A 16,073-nucleotide genomic window follows, 5' to 3' on the forward strand; every position below is an offset into this window, starting at 1 on the left:
GAGCTGCCCGTTCGTTATGATCAGGCGAGGCGTTGATATTCCTTCGCGATCTCGCAGGCCAGTACGGCGTTGTTAAACACCAGTTGAATGTTGGACTTCAGGCTGTCGCCCCCGGTTAATTCAGCGACGCGCGCCAGCAGGAACGGCGTACTTTCCTTGCCGACAACGCCCTGCTCTTCCGCTTCCCGGACGGCCTGGTCAATCGCCGCGTTGATTTTCTCTTCCGCCATGGCATAGGTTTCCGGGATTGGATTGGCAACCACCAGACCGCCGTTCAGGCCGGTTTGCCATTTCACCGCCATCGCCCGGGCAATTTCCTTCGCGCTGTCGAGACGAATGCTGACTTCAAACGGACTGGTACGGCAGAAAAATGCCGGTAACGCGGTGGTCTGATAGCCAATTAATGGCACGCCGAACGTTTCTAAATATTCCGTGGTTAAACCTAAATCGAGAATAGATTTCGCACCGGCACAAACCACGGTCACATTGGTATGGGCCAGTTCCTGAAGATCGGCGGAAATATCAAATGTATGTTCAGCACCGCGGTGAACACCGCCAATGCCGCCGGTGGCAAAAACGTGAATACCGGCAAGCGCGGCAATAATCATGGTCGAGGCGACAGTGGTCGCGCCATTTTTTCCGGCAGCCACCACAAACGGTAAATCACGACGACTGACTTTAGTGACGCTATGTCCTTCGCGACCTAATAATTCAATTTCTTCTTTACTCAACCCAACTTTCATTACCCCGCCAATAATGGCAATCGTTGCCGGCACGGCTCCGTGTTTACGGATTGTTTCTTCAACTTCAATTGCCGTCTGCGCATTTTGTGGAAAAGGCATACCGTGAGAAATAATCGTCGACTCAAGCGCAACAATCGGTTTATTACTGTTAATAGCGTCCTGGACTTCTGGCGAAATATGCAGTAATTCAGAGGAAAGCGTTAATTCAGACATTCTGTGTTCTCCACAAGGGTTTTAACGTTCGCAACAGATAATTCAGGGTTGTTGGTATATTCACTGGCCAGCGCCATCGAAGAACAACCCTGTGCAAATCGGATAGAATCAATGAAAGGCATGCCTTCAACCCAGCAGGAGGCAAGTCCCGCCATCATGGCATCTCCCGCTCCGGTGACGTTAACTACGTGGGTTTTTATCGGTAGCGACCAGCCGCTGTCGCCGCCTCTTTCACTGTAATAGACCCCGTCACCACCCATACTCAGCACAAGGCGATGCAGGCCACGCTCGTGGAACCAGGCAGCGACTTTCGCGACATCTTCACGCCCTGAAAGCGCGATGCCGCTGAGAGTTTCCGCCTCAAGACGGTTGGGTTTAAGCGTGTGAATCTGAGCTAAACGCTCGCGGATTTTCACGCATTTCCACGCCGATACCGGGTCAACGAACACCGGAACATTCCCCACATTATCCAGTAGCCAGGCCAGCGTCTGTTCACTGATATTACAATCCGCCACAATCACACTGGCACCACGGATGAAATCGAGATGCTGGGCCAGAAATGCCGCCGAAATATGCTCGGTAATGCTCATGTCATTGATTGCCACCAGCATTTCACCGGTATTATCGAGAAGCGATAAATAACTAGAGGTATTCTCACCGGAGACAATCAGGCAATTATCCACATGCACGCCAGACTGATTCGTCTGCGCCAATAATGATTGCCCATAGAAATCATTGCCAACCGCCGTCATTAACCAGGAATTTTTCCCGAGCAGGGCAAGATTATGAGCGATATTGCGACCCACCCCGCCCGGTGTAAATTTAATTTTTCCAGGATTCGAGTCCGCATAATTTAAAGAAGCATGCGAATATCCTGCAACGTCCATATTGGCGGAACCAATCGTGATGATGTATTCCTTTTCTCGCATAGCACATCTCCTGGTATGAAAATACCATGACAATGAGATCGTTAAGATCTATTCACGGCTCAAACAACTTATTAGAGCACATGTTTACATTCAAACATGTGTTCATAGTAAACTTGTTTTGATGAAAGTAAACGCACTGGCAAGGGCTAAAACCGCCAGATATGAACAGAATCACAATTTTTTATAGATACAGTTTGTAAGCGAGGAAAAATTTGCGAGGAAGGGCACAAAACGAAGATAAAAAAAGGGCAGAGAACGCTCTGCCCTTGTATGACGCGATAACATTATGCCGCTTTGGCGACTGCATCCTCTTCCGGGCGTTTCAGGAAGGCATAGGCCAGACCCGCCACCAGCGTACCGGCAACAATGGCAATCAGGTATCCCAACACCGGGGTAATTGCACCAGGGATCAGCAGAACAAACAGACCGCCATGCGGTGCCATCAGTTTTGCACCGACCGCCATAGAGATTGCTCCCGTCAACGCGCCGCCAACAATACAGCACGGCAGAACACGCATCGGATCGCGCGCGGCGAAAGGAATAGCCCCTTCGGTGATAAAGCACAGGCCGAGTACCAGCGCCGCTTTACCCCCTTCCTGCTGCGCCTTGTCGAACTTACGACGCGCAACAATCGTTGCCAGTCCCAGCGCCAGCGGCGGCACCATGCCTGCCGCCATAATGGCCGCCATTGGCGCATACGTTTGTGTACTCAACAGACCAACGCCAAACGCGTACGCCGCTTTGTTAACTGGGCCACCCATGTCGGTACACATCATCCCGCCAAGGATTGCCCCCAGCAGTACCGCATTCGCCGTCCCCATGGTTTGCAGCCAGTGCGTTAACCCTTCGAGGATCCCGGCGACCGGTTTACCGATGAGGTAGATCATGGCCAGACCGACCACGAGGCTGGAGATAAGCGGAATGATCAGGATCGGTTTCAGCGCTTCCATACTCTGCGGCAGCTTCAGCTTCGTGCTGATGGCCTTCGCCACATAGCCTGCGAGGAAACCCGCAATGATCCCGCCAATAAAGCCTGAACCCGTGCTGACGGCGAGCATACCGCCGATGAGACCCGGCGTCAGGCCCGGACGGTCAGCAATCGAGAAGGCAATGTATCCCGCCAGAACCGGCACCATCAATGCAAAGGCTGAACCGCCGCCAATCTGCATCAGCGCCGCCGCCAGCGTCCCTTCGACTTTGAACGCTTCGATACCAAAAGCAAAGGAGAGCGCGATACACAGACCACCGGCAACCACCATCGGCAGCATGTAGGAAACGCCCGTCAACAGGTGACGATACGCGCCTGCACTCTCTTTTTTCCCTTCATTCGCCGCAGCCTGCGCTTTGCCGGTTGGCTCATACACCACGGCTTGCGCCACGGCATTGTCCAGTTCCTGCGCGGTTTTCTTCAGCGCCAGACCCGTAGAAGTACGGTACATTGGTTTACCGGCAAATTTTGCCAGATCCACTTCAATGTCTGCCGCCACAATGACCAGATCAGCCTGCGCCACTTCTTCCGGCGTAATGGCATTGCCGGCGCCCACAGAACCACGGGTTTCGACTTTCACCCACCAGCCGCGTTTTTTCGCTTCGGTTTCGATCGCTTCCGCCGCCATAAAGGTATGCGCGACGCCGGTCGGGCACGCCGTCACGGCCACAACACGTTTCGGGCCATTGGTCGTGGCTACAGACGCTACGGCAACCGGTGCGCTGTATGGCTTAGCATGACCTTTGGCTTCGCTAAGAAACAGTTCAGGGTGCGCAACCGCCCGGGCAATATCGCCTAACCAGACTTTTTTGCCGTTCAACGCGTTGTCATTAGGGATGGCATCGGCCAATACGATCGCCAGTTCAGCGTCATTTGGATTGTCGATGATTTCCAGATTTGCTTTATTCGCCGCCGCACCGAGCAGAGTTTTCGCCATATAAGCGCGGGCCTGCCCGAGGTTAGCGTCAATAATCAGCAGCGTTTTCATTATGCCTCTCCTGCTGTCAGTTAAACGGTTGTAAGTCGACACGCGCCATCATTGCGGCCAACTGCGGACGATCGGTAATACCGACATTGCTCTGACTGACCGCCAGCGCAGCGACGGCTGTCGCCAGACGCAGCGTATGTTCACTGGATTCGCGCATCAGCAAACCGTAAATCAGGCCGCCGACCATTGAATCCCCTGCCCCCACGGTGCTAACCACATCCACCGAAGGCGGTTTGGCGAGCCATTCTCCTGAGGCATTCACCCACAGCGCACCTTCCGCGCCCAGGGAGATCACCACATGCGCGATACCCTGTTCACGTAACGCATGCGCTGCCTCAATCACATCTTTCATTTCCGGCAGCTTGCGACCAGCCCAGATTTCCAGTTCGCGACGGTTTGGTTTTACCAGCCACGGCGCGGCTTTCAGTCCTGCAACCAGTGCTTCACGGCTACTATCAAAGATAATGCATGGACACTGACTGCGCAGACGCGTCATCCAGTCGGTAAACGCTTCCGGGCTTACGCCGGACGGTAAACTGCCGCTGACGCACACCATGTCAAACTGACCCAGCCAGCTCAGGGAATCATTAACAAAACGCTCCCAGTCGGCAGGCGTAACCTCAAAACCGGAGAAGTTGAAGTCGGTGACTTCACCATCTTTTTCCGTCAGCTTGACGTTGATGCGGGTACGCCCCTGCACCACCTGAAAACGGTTAGCAATACCCAGCTCGCTGAACAACTGCTGAAAACCGTCCTGGTTATCTTTGCCGAGGAAACCACCGACCGTTACGTCGATCCCGAGGTCCTTCAGCACTTTTGCCACGTTGATCCCTTTACCCGCCGCGTGCAGACCGGTGGTTTTCACCAGGTTAACTTCACCGCGTTCGATTTCAGGACAGAACCCCACCAGATCGTAGGCCGGGTTTAGCGTGATCGTAGCAACACGTCTGCTCATTATGCGCCCTCCCCGAGACCGGCAGCGATGGCCTCGCCAATTGCTTTCAGCGCCTGCTCAGCATCAGCCCCCTGCGCCGTAAAGCGCAGGCGATGCCCTTTCTTCACGCCCAGAGCCACCACTTTCATCAGACTACGTCCATTTGCCGGTTTGCCGGTTCCATCAAGGTTTGCCACGGTAATTTCACTGTTAAATTGTTTAATCGTATTGACCAGCATGGTCCCCGGACGGGCATGCAGGCCGTGCTCATTACGAACGACGAACTCGGCGTTCAGCACATCATCCGTCAGCGCGTCATCGCTGGTCAGCAGCGCCAGTACGGTGGCCGCATCAGCGTTCAGCAGACGGTCAGCTTTCGTGTCCAGCAGCAGATCGCCCAGACGCTTCAGCACCTCAACAGGCCGATCGTCAGCCATGGCGACGGTCACCAGCAGTGCCGCCTTTTCGCCCTCGACGTCAAAGGCATTCGCCGCACGGCTCACCGCCACAGCGCTGCGCAAGTTGCCTTCAGCACTGTCGCTCAGCCAGATCCCTTGCCCCAGGTTCATCGGCCGATCGTTAATCACTTTCGCGACAAACGCCGCATCTACCGCGCCCGCCTCTTTCAGACGCGCCGCGTTCAGCGCCTGCAACGTCACTAAGTCGGTCGCAGCGACATCCAGCATCAGCGTCTCGTTGTCGAGCTTCAACGGCTCACTCTGCTTTTCGCCCATCAGCAACGCACGCAGTTCTTCCGCCGTGGTCGCTGACTTAAGCTGTTCAGCCACGGAGTCGTCACTCAGCACGTGCGTCAGTTGACGCAGTAAACCAAGGTGCTCATCGGAGCTGGCGGCAATACCAATCGCCACGTAAGCCACCTGACCGTCACCCCAGGTCACGCCCTGCGGGAACTGAAAAACCTGAACGCCGGTTTTCAGCACTTGATCGCGGGTATCGGTGGTGCCGTGTGGAATCGCAATCCCGTTGCCGAGAAAAGTGGAAGTCTGCTGCTCGCGAGCGAGCATGCCGTCTACGTAGCCGTCCGCTACGTTACCGGCCTGCACTAACGCAGCGGCGACCTGACGGATAGCTTCTTGTTTGTCTCCGGCCTGCTCGCCCGGATGAATGTCCTGAACGGATAACTGAAACATGGTTCTCCTCTCCTGCTGAATTGAAACGATTCAGCTTACATGAGAAAAAAGACGCTATACGGTTTCCTCAACTGAAACTCGACAGCGCTGAAACGTTTCAAGAAGTCTTGCTCTTTCTGCTTCAGCACGCAAGAAAAGTTGCATTTTTGATCGCAAAATTTAGAAGCAATGCACATTTTTGCCTCATTATCGAAAAGGTGCTGAAGCAAATACAGCGCTATTTCGTTTAAGGTTCAGCAGCGTCAGCTAACCGCATTGCCAGAGTGAAATGCCATTTTGATTTTTCGTGGCGATTTTGATTTAGTCATCTGTTTATTTTCAGCTAAGCGGCGTAAACTCCGCGTCTCATCACACTACTGATACCAGAACATGCACAACACCCCCGCTGCCGCCACGCCAAAAACGTTTGACCTGACGTCTACGGCTTTCCTTATTGTCGCCTTTCTCACCGGTATTGCAGGTGCGCTACAAACCCCCACGCTGAGCCTCTTTCTGACCGATGAAGTCCATGCGCGCCCGGGGATGGTCGGTTTCTTTTTTACCGGCAGTGCGGTGATCGGCATTCTGGTCAGCCAGTTTCTGGCAGGACGTTCAGACAGAAAAGGCGATCGCAAACAGCTGATCGTCTTCTGCTGTGCACTGGGCATGCTGGCGTGCGTGTTATTTGCCTGGAATCGTAACTACTTTATCCTGCTGTTTGTCGGCGTGTTTCTCAGCAGCTTTGGCTCGACCGCCAACCCGCAAATGTTTGCTCTCGCCCGCGAACATGCTGACCGCACAGGTCGTGAAGCGGTAATGTTCAGTTCCATACTGCGCGCCCAGGTTTCACTTGCGTGGGTGATAGGTCCGCCGTTGGCTTACGCGCTGGCGATGGGTTTCAGCTTTACGGTGATGTACCTCAGCGCCGCAGTGGCGTTTGTGGTTTGCGGCGCGATGGTGTGGTTTTTCTTACCGTCTATGCGTAAAGAAACCACACTGGCCACCGGTACGCTGGAAGCGCCGCGTCGAAACCGTCGGGATACCCTGTTACTGTTTGCGATTTGCACCTTAATGTGGGGCACCAACAGCCTGTATATCATTAATATGCCGCTGTTTATTATTAATGAGCTGCATCTGCCGGAAAAACTGGCGGGCGTGATGATGGGTACGGCGGCCGGACTGGAAATCCCGACGATGCTGATTGCCGGCTACTTCGCAAAACGGCTGGGCAAACGCCTGCTAATGTGCATTGCGGTCGCCGCCGGTTTTTGCTTTTACGCAGGAATGCTGGTCGCGCACTCCCCTGTGGTGCTGTTGGGTTTACAACTGCTGAACGCCATCTACATCGGTATTCTCGGCGGGATCGGCATGCTCTATTTTCAGGATCTGATGCCGGGTCAGGCGGGGTCAGCGACAACGCTCTACACTAATACCATCCGCGTCGGCTGGATTATCGCCGGGTCACTGGCGGGCATTGCCGCAGAAATCTGGAACTACCATGCCGTCTTCTGGTTTGCGCTGGTGATGATTATCGCCACGATGGTTTGCCTGACGCGTATTAAGGATGTTTAAGGCGCCGTCAGCGCCTCCAGTTCAATAAGCCAAGTCATCGCCTGGCGAGTCGATTCGCCGCACATTTCCGCACTTGGCTGCAGTCCGGAGCACACTTTTGGCCGCAGTGGAGACGCGAAAATTTTACATCGCATGTGTTCATCAAGCTGGATACACGGCGTATTGGCGGGCTTGCCCTCAGGCATGCCGGGGATGGGACTGGAAATCGATGGTGCGGTGCAACACGCCCCACAATCCGGACGGCATTCCATAGTCTGACTCTCTTTATTATGACCACCGGACAGGCGCGCACAGTACCACCTTTTTTGCACCAGCAAAAGGTGAATTCCGCTTGCCTGAATGACCCGGCGCGAGTAGTTTGACGCGATAATTTAGCTAATCTCTATAACAGGATCTTTTCGATGCCAAGAGCGAACGAAATCAAAAAAGGTATGGTACTGAATTACAACGGCAAGCTGCTGATTGTGAAAGATATCGATATTCAGTCCCCGACCGCCCGTGGCGCAGCAACGCTGTACAAAATGCGTTTCTCCGATGTCCGTACCGGTCTGAAAGTGGAAGAACGTTTCAAGGGCGATGACATTGTAGATACCGTCACCCTGAGCCGCCGTGGCGTTGACTTCTCCTATGTCGATGGCAACGAATACGTGTTCATGGATAAAGAAGATTACACGCCCTATACCTTCACTAAAGATCAGATCGAAGAAGAGCTGCTGTTTATTCCGGAAGGCGGGATGCCGGATATGCAGGTATTAACCTGGGACGGTCAGCTGCTGGCGCTCGAACTGCCACAGACGGTTGATCTGGAAATCGTGGAAACCGCTCCTGGTATTAAAGGTGCTTCCGCCAGTGCGCGCAACAAGCCAGCGACGCTGAGTACCGGTCTGGTCATTCTGGTTCCTGAATACCTGAGCGCCGGTGAAAAAATCCGCATTCATATTGAAGAGCGCCGTTATATGGGTCGCGCGGATTAAGTTTTGCATGTATGTAAAGAAGGACAGCCTGAGCTGTCCTTTTTGTCATTTTCGCTCTTACAGCAGGTCGCGGAACTGGGTCATTTTCAGCGCCAGTTCAACACCGCGCACTTCCGCCAGCCCTTTCAGACGCCCAATCGCAGAGTAGCCCGGATTGGTTTTCTTATGCAGATCGTCCAGCATCTGATGACCGTGATCGGGACGCATCGGTATTGGACGTAAATCACCCGCCTTCTTACGGCGCTGCTCTTCGGTCAGAATCGCCGTTACCACCGCCACCATGTTCACATCCCCTTGCAGGTGCGCGCCTTCATGGAAGGTTTTCGGGTTCTCTTCGCGGCACGTCGAGCGCAAGTGGGTAAAGTGGATACGATCGCCAAAGGTTTCGATCATTTTTACCAGATCGTTATCCGCGCGAACACCGTATGATCCCGTGCACATAGTGAAGCCGTTGTAGATGCTATCGACCGTCTCTTTCAGCCACTGCATATCTTCAATGGTAGAGACAATGCGCGGCAATCCGAGAATCGGACGCGGTGGATCGTCAGGATGCACCGCCAGGCGTACGCCCACTTCTTCAGCCACCGGGACAATCGCGCGCAGGAACACTGCCATATTGTCACGCAGATCGTCTTTGCTGATGCCGTCATACTCGGCCAGACGCGCACGGAACCGATCGAGGGTATAACCCTCTTCTGCGCCGGGCAAACCGGCAATGATATTGCGGGTCAGTTTTTCGATATCCGCATCGCTCATGGCAGTGAAATACGCCTGAGCCTGACGCTGTTCTTCTTCGCTATAGTCCGCTTCAGCTCCCGCACGCTTGAGGATATGCAACTCAAAAGCAGCAAAGGCTATTTGATCGAAACGTAGCGCTTTCGAGCCGTCCGGCAATTCGTACTCGAGGTCGGTACGCGTCCAGTCCAGAATCGGCATGAAGTTGTAGCAGACGGTGTCGATGCCGCAGGCCGCCAGATTGCGGATGCTCTGCTGATAATTCGCTATCCATGCCTGATACTGACCGGAGCGAGTCTTGATCTCTTCGTGAACCGGAATACTTTCGACAACCGACCAGGTTAACCCTTTTTCCGCCAGAATTGCCTGACGCTTTTTAATCTCTTCGACCGGCCACACGTCGCCGTTCGGAATGTGGTGCAATGCCGTCACAACGCCCGTTGCGCCAGCCTGACGCACATCATCAAGCGATACCGGATCGTTAGGCCCGTACCAACGCCAGGTTTGTTCCATTGCTTTACCTCACAAAGTTGTTATACCAAATTAGCTTACCTGAATGACGACTACCATACAGGCTTCTGTGAGGTGATCAATAAAAGGGGCATGATTGATTGATCTAGCTCACATTACCCGGATAAATTCGGCTTACCAATTCAATTTGTTGTCATATAACTTTACACTGACGTTGTTAATTTATGGTTAATCAGGTGTGTAATTCATGACTACAATTGCCTCAGCAATACTGCCGGATGGCGTACAAACGCCGCACTATGACCGCCAGCAGCTCAAAACGCGCATGGTGCATTTCGGCTTTGGCGCCTTTCATCGTGCGCACCAGGCATTACTGACCGACCGGGTGCTGAACGCCCAGGGCGGGGATTGGGGAATTTGTGAGATCAGCCTGTTCAGCGGCGACACGTTGATGAGCCAACTCCGAGCACAGGATAATCTCTATACCGTGCTGGAAAAAGGTGCGCACGGCAATCAGGCAATTATCGTCGGTGCCGTCAACGAATGTCTGAACGCAAAACTCGATTCGCTCGCCACTATTATTGAAAAATTCTGCGAGCCCCAGGTCGCGATTGTCTCACTGACCATCACCGAAAAAGGCTATTGCATCGATCCGGCTACCGGTACGCTGGACCTGACAAACCCGCGTATTATTCACGACCTGCAGGCGCCTGACGAACCCCTTTCAGCGCCCGGCATTCTGGTGGAAGCGCTGTCACGTCGACAGGCGCGCGGGCTGGCGCCTTTTTCTGTGCTCTCCTGCGACAACATTCCTGATAACGGTCACGTAGTGAAGAATGCCGTACTGGGGATGGCGGAAAAACGCTCTCCCGCGCTGGCAAGCTGGATCCGTGAATACGTCAGTTTTCCCGCCACCATGGTCGACCGCATTGTTCCGGCCGCTACAGAGGAATCTCTGGCGGAAATCACCCGCGAACTGGGCGTTGCCGACCCCTGCGCCATCAGTTGTGAACCGTTCATTCAATGGGTGATTGAAGACAATTTTGTCGCTGGTCGTCCCGCATGGGAAGCCGCAGGCGTGCAGATGGTTAGCGATGTTCGCCCCTGGGAAGAGATGAAGCTGCGAATGCTTAATGGCAGCCACTCGTTTCTCGCTTATCTCGGTTATCTTTCCGGATTTCAGCATATTAATGAGTGTATGCAGGACAGCGCGTTCCGCGAAGCCGCGTACCGACTGATGATGAATGAACAGGCACCGACGCTCAGTATTACCGGCGTGGATTTAACCGGGTACGCACAAAGCCTGATTGAACGCTTTGCGAATCCAGCGCTGAAGCACAAGACCTGGCAAATCGCGATGGACGGCAGTCAGAAACTACCGCAGCGGATGCTGGCAGGTATCCGCCTCCATCTGGCGCGCGAAAGCGCATGGCCATTACTGGCACTGGGTGTGGCGGGATGGATGCGCTACGTCAGTGGTATCGATGATGCCGGCTCGACCATCGACGTTCGCGACCCACTGAGCGATAAAATCAGCTCAATCGTCGCCGCCAGTCATGAGGACCAACGCGTCGTAGCGCTGCTCTCTTTACAGGAAGTCTTTGGCAACGACCTCCCGCACAATCCTGCTTTTGTTCAGGCGATTGAAACGGCCTGGCAGCGTATCGCGCAACGCGGCGCGCATCAGGCGGTGATTGATACGTTAAAAAATTAACAATTTCTGCCATTAAGGCGAACGGAGCCTGTCTTCGTTCGTCCCGCCCTTCTCTTTTTCACTTTTTTTCGCCAGGATTAAAGCTAACCCGTTACGGCACATCATTCTGGAGCAGGCGTGACCAAAACTAACCTCATCACCGGTTTCCTCGGCAGCGGAAAAACCACTTCAATTCTTCATCTGTTAGCGCACAAAGATCCTGCCGAAAAATGGGCGGTACTGGTCAATGAGTTCGGCGAGGTCGGTATCGACGGCGCCCTGCTGGCAGATAGCGGCGCGTTGCTCAAAGAGATCCCCGGCGGCTGTATGTGCTGCGTGAACGGCCTGCCCATGCAGGTTGGCCTGAACACGCTGTTGCGTCAGGGAAAACCAGACCGTCTGCTGATCGAACCGACGGGACTGGGGCACCCGAAACAGATCCTCTCTCTCCTCACCGCGCCGGTGTATGAACCCTGGATAGACCTTCGCGCCACGCTGTGTATTCTTGACCCACGCGGGTTGCTGGATGAAAAAAGCGTCGCCAATGAGAACTTTCGTGACCAACTGGCTGCGGCAGATATCATCGTGGCGAATAAAACCGATCACGCGACGGCGGAGAGTGAACGCGCTTTGCAGACCTGGTGGCAGCAGTTCGGCGGCAACCGTCAGTTAGTGCAAGCCGATCACGGTCAGATTGACGGACAGTTGCTGGACTTACCGCGTCTGAACCTGGCTGAATTACCCGCCAGCGCGGCGCATTCGCACAGCCAGCCTGTAACACGAGGACTCGCGGCGATGAGCCTGCCGGCACAACAGCGCTGGCGTCGTAGCCTGAACAGTGGCCAGGGGCATCAGGCCTGCGGCTGGATTTTCGATGCCGATACCGTTTTTGACACCATTGGGCTGCTGGAATGGGCGCGTCTGGCGCCAGTTGGTCGGGTGAAAGGGGTCATGCGTATTGCGGAAGGTCTCGTGCGCATTAACCGCCAGGGTGAAGATCTGCACATTGAAACGCAGAACGTCGCGCCGCCGGACAGCCGTATTGAACTGATTTCCAGTACCGAGGCAGACTGGAATACGTTGCAGAGCGCATTGTTGAAGCTTCGTTTAGCTGAACACGCGTAAGGTTGCCTGCGATTTATTGAACAGTGAACTCTTTGAATATGAAAATCAGGTTACCACTGATACTTCTGCTGAATCTTGCCGGTCTGGCTTTGTTCATGAGCTGGTATATACCTGCCAATCATGGATTCTGGTTCCCGGTTGACGCCGGCATTTTTCACTTTTTCAACCAGAAACTGGTGGAGAGCCAGGCCTTCCTGTGGCTGGTCGCCATCACCAATAATCGGGCGTTTGACGCCTGTTCCCTGTTGGCGATGGGCGGTCTGATGCTGAGTTTCTGGCTGAAGGAGACGCCTGCAGGCCGCCGTCGTATTGTCATCATCGGCCTGGTGATGTTGCTCACCGCCGTGGTTCTGAACCAGGCGGGTCAGGCGCTGCTGCCCGTAAAACGCGCAAGTCCCACGCTCAGTTTTGACAATATTTATCGCGTCAGTGAATTGCTGCATATTTCGACGAAGGATGCGTCCAGAGACAGTTTCCCTGGCGATCACGGAATGATGCTGCTTATTTTCGCCGCATTTATGTTGCGCTATTTCGGAAAAGCCGCAGGGATTATCGGCCTTATTATCGTTGTGGTTTTTGCTTTCCCGCGCGTCATGATCGGTGCCCACTGGTTCACTGATATCGCCGTAGGTTCATTAACCGTGGTCTTAATTGGTCTGCCCTGGTGTCTCCTGACCCCGTTAAGCGATCGCCTCATCGCGCTTTTCGACAATTATCTCCCCGGCAAAAACAAACAAATCTTAAACAAATAACCCACAGTTATTAACATCATCAGGGTTTATTCTTAAGCCCTGATGATGCATTAAGATAAATTATTCATCTCACCGTCATTATTTAGTCATAGCATTATCTTTGTGAATGAATGAGTTGCCTGTTTTTTCGCCATTCTGCACTTAAATTGACCAATCCCGTTTATTCACTTTCTGTATCACATTTTCTTATTAAAATTCAGATAAAATCACTCGCCAAGCCTGTAACGATCGGGTAACCTCGAACTCGTTTTGCCTCGCTGGGTTATTATTCTCTTCGCGAATAAATTTGTGCGTTCTGCCACAGTTTTGCGCTTAAAGAATTGTCTCATTGTGCGTAGGTAATTAGTCTCGTCACGTTTGGCATTTTTTATAACGATATTTATCGTTAAGGACTTCAAGGGAAAACAAACAAAATGGTCAAATCTCAACCGATCTTGAGATATATCTTGCGCGGGATTCCCGCGATAGCAGTCGCGGTACTGCTTTCTGCATGTAGCACTACCAGTAACACCGCAAAGAACACGCATTCTGAGACGCTTGGTGTGGGTCAAGAAGCTTCTTCACTGCAAGCTTCTCAGGATGAATTTGAGAGTATGGTGCGTAACCTCGATGTGAAGTCGCGGATTATGGATCAATATGCTGACTGGAAAGGCGTGCGCTATCGTCTCGGCGGCAACTCCAAAAAAGGTATTGATTGTTCCAGCTTTGTACAACGTACATTCCGTGAACAATTTGGTTTAGAACTCCCACGTTCCACCTACGAACAGCAGGAAACCGGTAAGTCCGTGTCACGCACGAATTTGCGTACTGGCGATCTGGTTCTGTTCCGCGCAGGTTCAACGGGCCGTCATGTTGGTATCTATATTGGCAACAACCAGTTTGTTCATGCCTCTACCAGCAGCGGTGTTATTATCTCCAGCATGAACGAGCCATACTGGAAAAAGCGCTACAACGAAGCGCGTCGGGTTCTGAGCCGCAGTTAATCGTTTGGTTGCTATCCCTTGGCGACCCTGACGAGACAAACGAAAAGCATCGCTTCGGCGGTGTTTTTTTTTTTTGGTTCCCCTTTTCTCTCTGTGGAAAAGCATGACTCGCCGAATCAATCCAGGCTATAGTCTTGTTATTCCATCACATTTGTCATCATCGACAATCTCAGGGTAAAACCAGGCATCATGTTCACACGCGCCTTAACGACTGGTCGAAAAATCGTGCTTACCTGCCTGATCACTGGGATTGTCATTGCTATTGTTATCAGTAGCCTACAGTTCGTGATGGCGTGGCATAAGCGGGAAGTCAAATACGACACGCTGGTTTCCGACATTCAACATTACCTGGTCAGCTATTTTGCCGATCTCAAAAACACCACCGATATCCTCCAGCCGTTGACCTTAAATACCTGCAAACAAGTCAGCGCGGATCTCACTTCTCGTGCCGCGTTTAGCCTGAACGTTCGCGCGTTTTTGCTGGTTAAGGATAAGAAAGCATTTTGCTCATCGGCAACCGGTGGAATGGATGCGCTGCTGACCGAACTGGTTCCCAGCCTCGATATTAGTAAAGATATCGACATGGCGATTATCCCGGGAACACCGATGATGCCCAATAAACCTGCGATGGTGATTTGGTATCGCAATCCCCTGCTGGTGAACAGCGGTGTTTTCACCTCCCTGAATATCAACCTTACGCCGTATCTGCTGTATACCGCCCGACAAGAAGACTTTGATGGGATCGCCATTATCGTTGGCAACACCGCGTTGTCGACCTTTTCGGACCATCTGCTCACCGTTAACGATCTCGACAGTTCACCGGAGCGCGAAGCAAAAATAAGCGGTGTTCCGGTGACGATCCGGCTGTACGCAACCAACTGGACCTGGCCCGACTTATGGTATGCCCTGCTTCTTGGCGGGATGGGGGGCATCATTGCTGGTTTACTTTGCTACTACATCATGTGCATTCGCTTGCGTCCCGGGAAAGAGATCCTCACAGGGATCAAACGCGATCAATTCTACGTGGTCTATCAACCCGTCGTGGATACGCAGTCGCTGAAGGTCACCGGGCTGGAGGTGTTGCTGCGCTGGAAACATCCAACGGCGGGAGAAATCCCGCCGGATGCGTTTATTCATTACGCCGAAGCCCAGCACATGATTGTGCCATTGACCCAGCATCTGTTTAAACTGCTGGCGCGAGATGCCCCTACGTTGCAGAAAGTCCTTCCTGTTGGCGCAAAGTACGGTATCAATATTGCACCTGACCACCTGCACAGCAGCAGTTTTAAAGACGACGTTCGCCAGTTAGTCGCCGCAATGCCTCCCAACCACTTCCAGATTGTGCTGGAAATTACCGAACGCGACATGATCCAGCAACATGAAGCCTCACAGTTATTTGAATGGTTGCATGCCGCAGGCTTCGAAATTGCAATAGACGACTTCGGTACCGGCCACAGCGCGCTGATTTATCTGGAGCGTTATACCCTGGATTATCTGAAAATCGATCGCGGTTTTATACACGCCATTGGTACAGAAACCGTCACCTCACCGGTGCTCGATGCGGTGCTGACGCTCGCTAAGCGCCTCAATATGATGACGGTGGCCGAAGGAGTGGAAACGCCGGAGCAGGCGAAATGGCTGCATGAACACGGGGTTCGCTTCCTTCAGGGCTATTGGGTCAGCCGCCCCATGCCGCTCGACAAATTTGTCCAGTGGGTTTCGCAGCCACACACGCTGAAATGGTAAAGCGCCAACGCGTGGATTCACAACAGACGCCACCTGCCCTATTATTCAGGCATAAGTGTGACCTGTGCCGGCAAGTAAGCAAGAGAAGGAATCCCTT

Annotated in this window: 14 protein-coding genes; 7 read left to right on the plus strand and 7 right to left on the minus strand. The window is 53.2% G+C overall.

Annotated features, from left to right (window positions below; all coding sequences use genetic code 11):
• Window positions 1-20: 20 nt before the first annotated feature.
• The 5 genes from QQZ17_RS22790 to fruB form a co-directional block, all read right to left on the minus strand.
• Window positions 21-956 carry a pseudouridine-5'-phosphate glycosidase gene (locus tag QQZ17_RS22790; protein ID WP_046481641.1) on the minus strand — a complete coding sequence of 312 codons (936 nt, stop codon included), beginning with the start codon at window positions 954-956 and terminating at the stop codon, window positions 21-23.
• Window positions 944-1,885 carry a pseudouridine kinase gene (locus QQZ17_RS22795; protein WP_152403544.1) on the minus strand — a complete coding sequence of 314 codons (942 nt, stop codon included), beginning with the start codon at window positions 1,883-1,885 and terminating at the stop codon, window positions 944-946. The genes QQZ17_RS22790 and QQZ17_RS22795 overlap by 13 nt, the downstream gene beginning before the upstream one ends.
• A 284-nt stretch (window positions 1,886-2,169) precedes the next feature.
• Complete coding sequence (fruA, locus tag QQZ17_RS22800) at window positions 2,170-3,861, minus strand: PTS fructose transporter subunit IIBC (RefSeq protein ID WP_152403542.1); 1,692 nt, start codon at window positions 3,859-3,861, stop codon at window positions 2,170-2,172.
• A 16-nt stretch (window positions 3,862-3,877) separates the two neighbouring features.
• Window positions 3,878-4,816, minus strand: coding sequence for a 1-phosphofructokinase (gene fruK / locus QQZ17_RS22805; RefSeq protein ID WP_042317960.1), 939 nt, complete (start codon window positions 4,814-4,816; stop codon window positions 3,878-3,880).
• On the minus strand, window positions 4,816-5,946 hold the full coding sequence (fruB, locus tag QQZ17_RS22810; RefSeq protein ID WP_152403539.1) for a fused PTS fructose transporter subunit IIA/HPr protein: 1,131 nt from the start codon (window positions 5,944-5,946) through the stop codon (window positions 4,816-4,818). Before fruB ends, fruK begins: the two co-directional genes overlap by 1 nt.
• A gap of 369 nt (window positions 5,947-6,315) precedes the next feature.
• Between fruB and setB the strand changes: the two genes are divergently transcribed.
• Window positions 6,316-7,497: a sugar efflux transporter SetB gene (gene setB, locus QQZ17_RS22815; protein ID WP_152403537.1), complete on the plus strand. Its 1,182-nt coding sequence runs from the start codon at window positions 6,316-6,318 to the stop codon at window positions 7,495-7,497.
• On the opposite strand, the gene QQZ17_RS22820 is transcribed toward setB, so the two are convergent.
• Complete coding sequence (locus tag QQZ17_RS22820; protein WP_152403535.1) at window positions 7,494-7,748, minus strand: YkgJ family cysteine cluster protein; 255 nt, start codon at window positions 7,746-7,748, stop codon at window positions 7,494-7,496. The two genes, setB and QQZ17_RS22820, sit on opposite strands and share 4 nt — an antisense overlap.
• A gap of 150 nt (window positions 7,749-7,898) precedes the next feature.
• Here QQZ17_RS22820 and yeiP point away from each other — a divergent pair, with 150 nt between their 5' ends.
• Window positions 7,899-8,471 (plus strand): elongation factor P-like protein YeiP, encoded by a 573-nt coding sequence (yeiP, locus tag QQZ17_RS22825; protein WP_045445067.1) that lies wholly within the window; start codon window positions 7,899-7,901, stop codon window positions 8,469-8,471.
• A 57-nt stretch (window positions 8,472-8,528) separates the two neighbouring features.
• Here yeiP and uxuA read toward each other — a convergent pair whose 3' ends face one another.
• Window positions 8,529-9,719, minus strand: coding sequence for a mannonate dehydratase (gene uxuA / locus QQZ17_RS22830; RefSeq protein ID WP_152403533.1), 1,191 nt, complete (start codon window positions 9,717-9,719; stop codon window positions 8,529-8,531).
• Window positions 9,720-9,924: 205 nt separating this feature from the next.
• Here uxuA and QQZ17_RS22835 point away from each other — a divergent pair, with 205 nt between their 5' ends.
• From QQZ17_RS22835 to QQZ17_RS22855, 5 genes are all read left to right on the plus strand, one after another.
• The gene (locus QQZ17_RS22835; protein WP_152403531.1) at window positions 9,925-11,391 is read left to right on the plus strand and encodes a mannitol dehydrogenase family protein; all 1,467 of its coding nucleotides are present in this window, start codon (window positions 9,925-9,927) and stop codon (window positions 11,389-11,391) included.
• 117 nt (window positions 11,392-11,508) lie between these two features.
• On the plus strand, window positions 11,509-12,495 hold the full coding sequence (locus tag QQZ17_RS22840) for a CobW family GTP-binding protein (RefSeq protein WP_152403529.1): 987 nt from the start codon (window positions 11,509-11,511) through the stop codon (window positions 12,493-12,495).
• Between the two features lie 32 nt (window positions 12,496-12,527).
• Window positions 12,528-13,247, plus strand: coding sequence for a phosphatase PAP2 family protein (locus QQZ17_RS22845; protein ID WP_152403527.1), 720 nt, complete (start codon window positions 12,528-12,530; stop codon window positions 13,245-13,247).
• A gap of 413 nt (window positions 13,248-13,660) precedes the next feature.
• A complete protein-coding gene (gene mepS / locus QQZ17_RS22850; protein WP_046481674.1) occupies window positions 13,661-14,230 on the plus strand; it encodes a bifunctional murein DD-endopeptidase/murein LD-carboxypeptidase in 570 nt (189 codons plus the stop codon).
• Window positions 14,231-14,419: 189 nt separating this feature from the next.
• The gene (locus QQZ17_RS22855) at window positions 14,420-15,976 is read left to right on the plus strand and encodes a cyclic di-GMP phosphodiesterase (RefSeq protein WP_152403525.1); all 1,557 of its coding nucleotides are present in this window, start codon (window positions 14,420-14,422) and stop codon (window positions 15,974-15,976) included.
• Window positions 15,977-16,073 lie beyond the last annotated feature (97 nt).

The organism is Citrobacter sp. T1.2D-1 (assembly GCF_950098555.1).
GTDB classification, from domain to species: domain Bacteria; phylum Pseudomonadota; class Gammaproteobacteria; order Enterobacterales; family Enterobacteriaceae; genus Citrobacter_A; species Citrobacter_A telavivensis.

Coding starts and splice junctions, on each gene's coding strand:
- QQZ17_RS22790 (WP_046481641.1), bottom strand. CDS start 956: ATGTCTGAATTAACGCTTTCCTCTGAATTACTGCATATTTCGCCAGAA.
- QQZ17_RS22795 (WP_152403544.1), bottom strand. CDS start 1,885: ATGCGAGAAAAGGAATACATCATCACGATTGGTTCCGCCAATATGGAC.
- fruA (WP_152403542.1), bottom strand. CDS start 3,861: ATGAAAACGCTGCTGATTATTGACGCTAACCTCGGGCAGGCCCGCGCT.
- fruK (WP_042317960.1), bottom strand. CDS start 4,816: ATGAGCAGACGTGTTGCTACGATCACGCTAAACCCGGCCTACGATCTG.
- fruB (WP_152403539.1), bottom strand. CDS start 5,946: ATGTTTCAGTTATCCGTTCAGGACATTCATCCGGGCGAGCAGGCCGGA.
- setB (WP_152403537.1), top strand. CDS start 6,316: ATGCACAACACCCCCGCTGCCGCCACGCCAAAAACGTTTGACCTGACG.
- QQZ17_RS22820 (WP_152403535.1), bottom strand. CDS start 7,748: ATGGAATGCCGTCCGGATTGTGGGGCGTGTTGCACCGCACCATCGATT.
- yeiP (WP_045445067.1), top strand. CDS start 7,899: ATGCCAAGAGCGAACGAAATCAAAAAAGGTATGGTACTGAATTACAAC.
- uxuA (WP_152403533.1), bottom strand. CDS start 9,719: ATGGAACAAACCTGGCGTTGGTACGGGCCTAACGATCCGGTATCGCTT.
- QQZ17_RS22835 (WP_152403531.1), top strand. CDS start 9,925: ATGACTACAATTGCCTCAGCAATACTGCCGGATGGCGTACAAACGCCG.
- mepS (WP_046481674.1), top strand. CDS start 13,661: ATGGTCAAATCTCAACCGATCTTGAGATATATCTTGCGCGGGATTCCC.
- QQZ17_RS22855 (WP_152403525.1), top strand. CDS start 14,420: ATGTTCACACGCGCCTTAACGACTGGTCGAAAAATCGTGCTTACCTGC.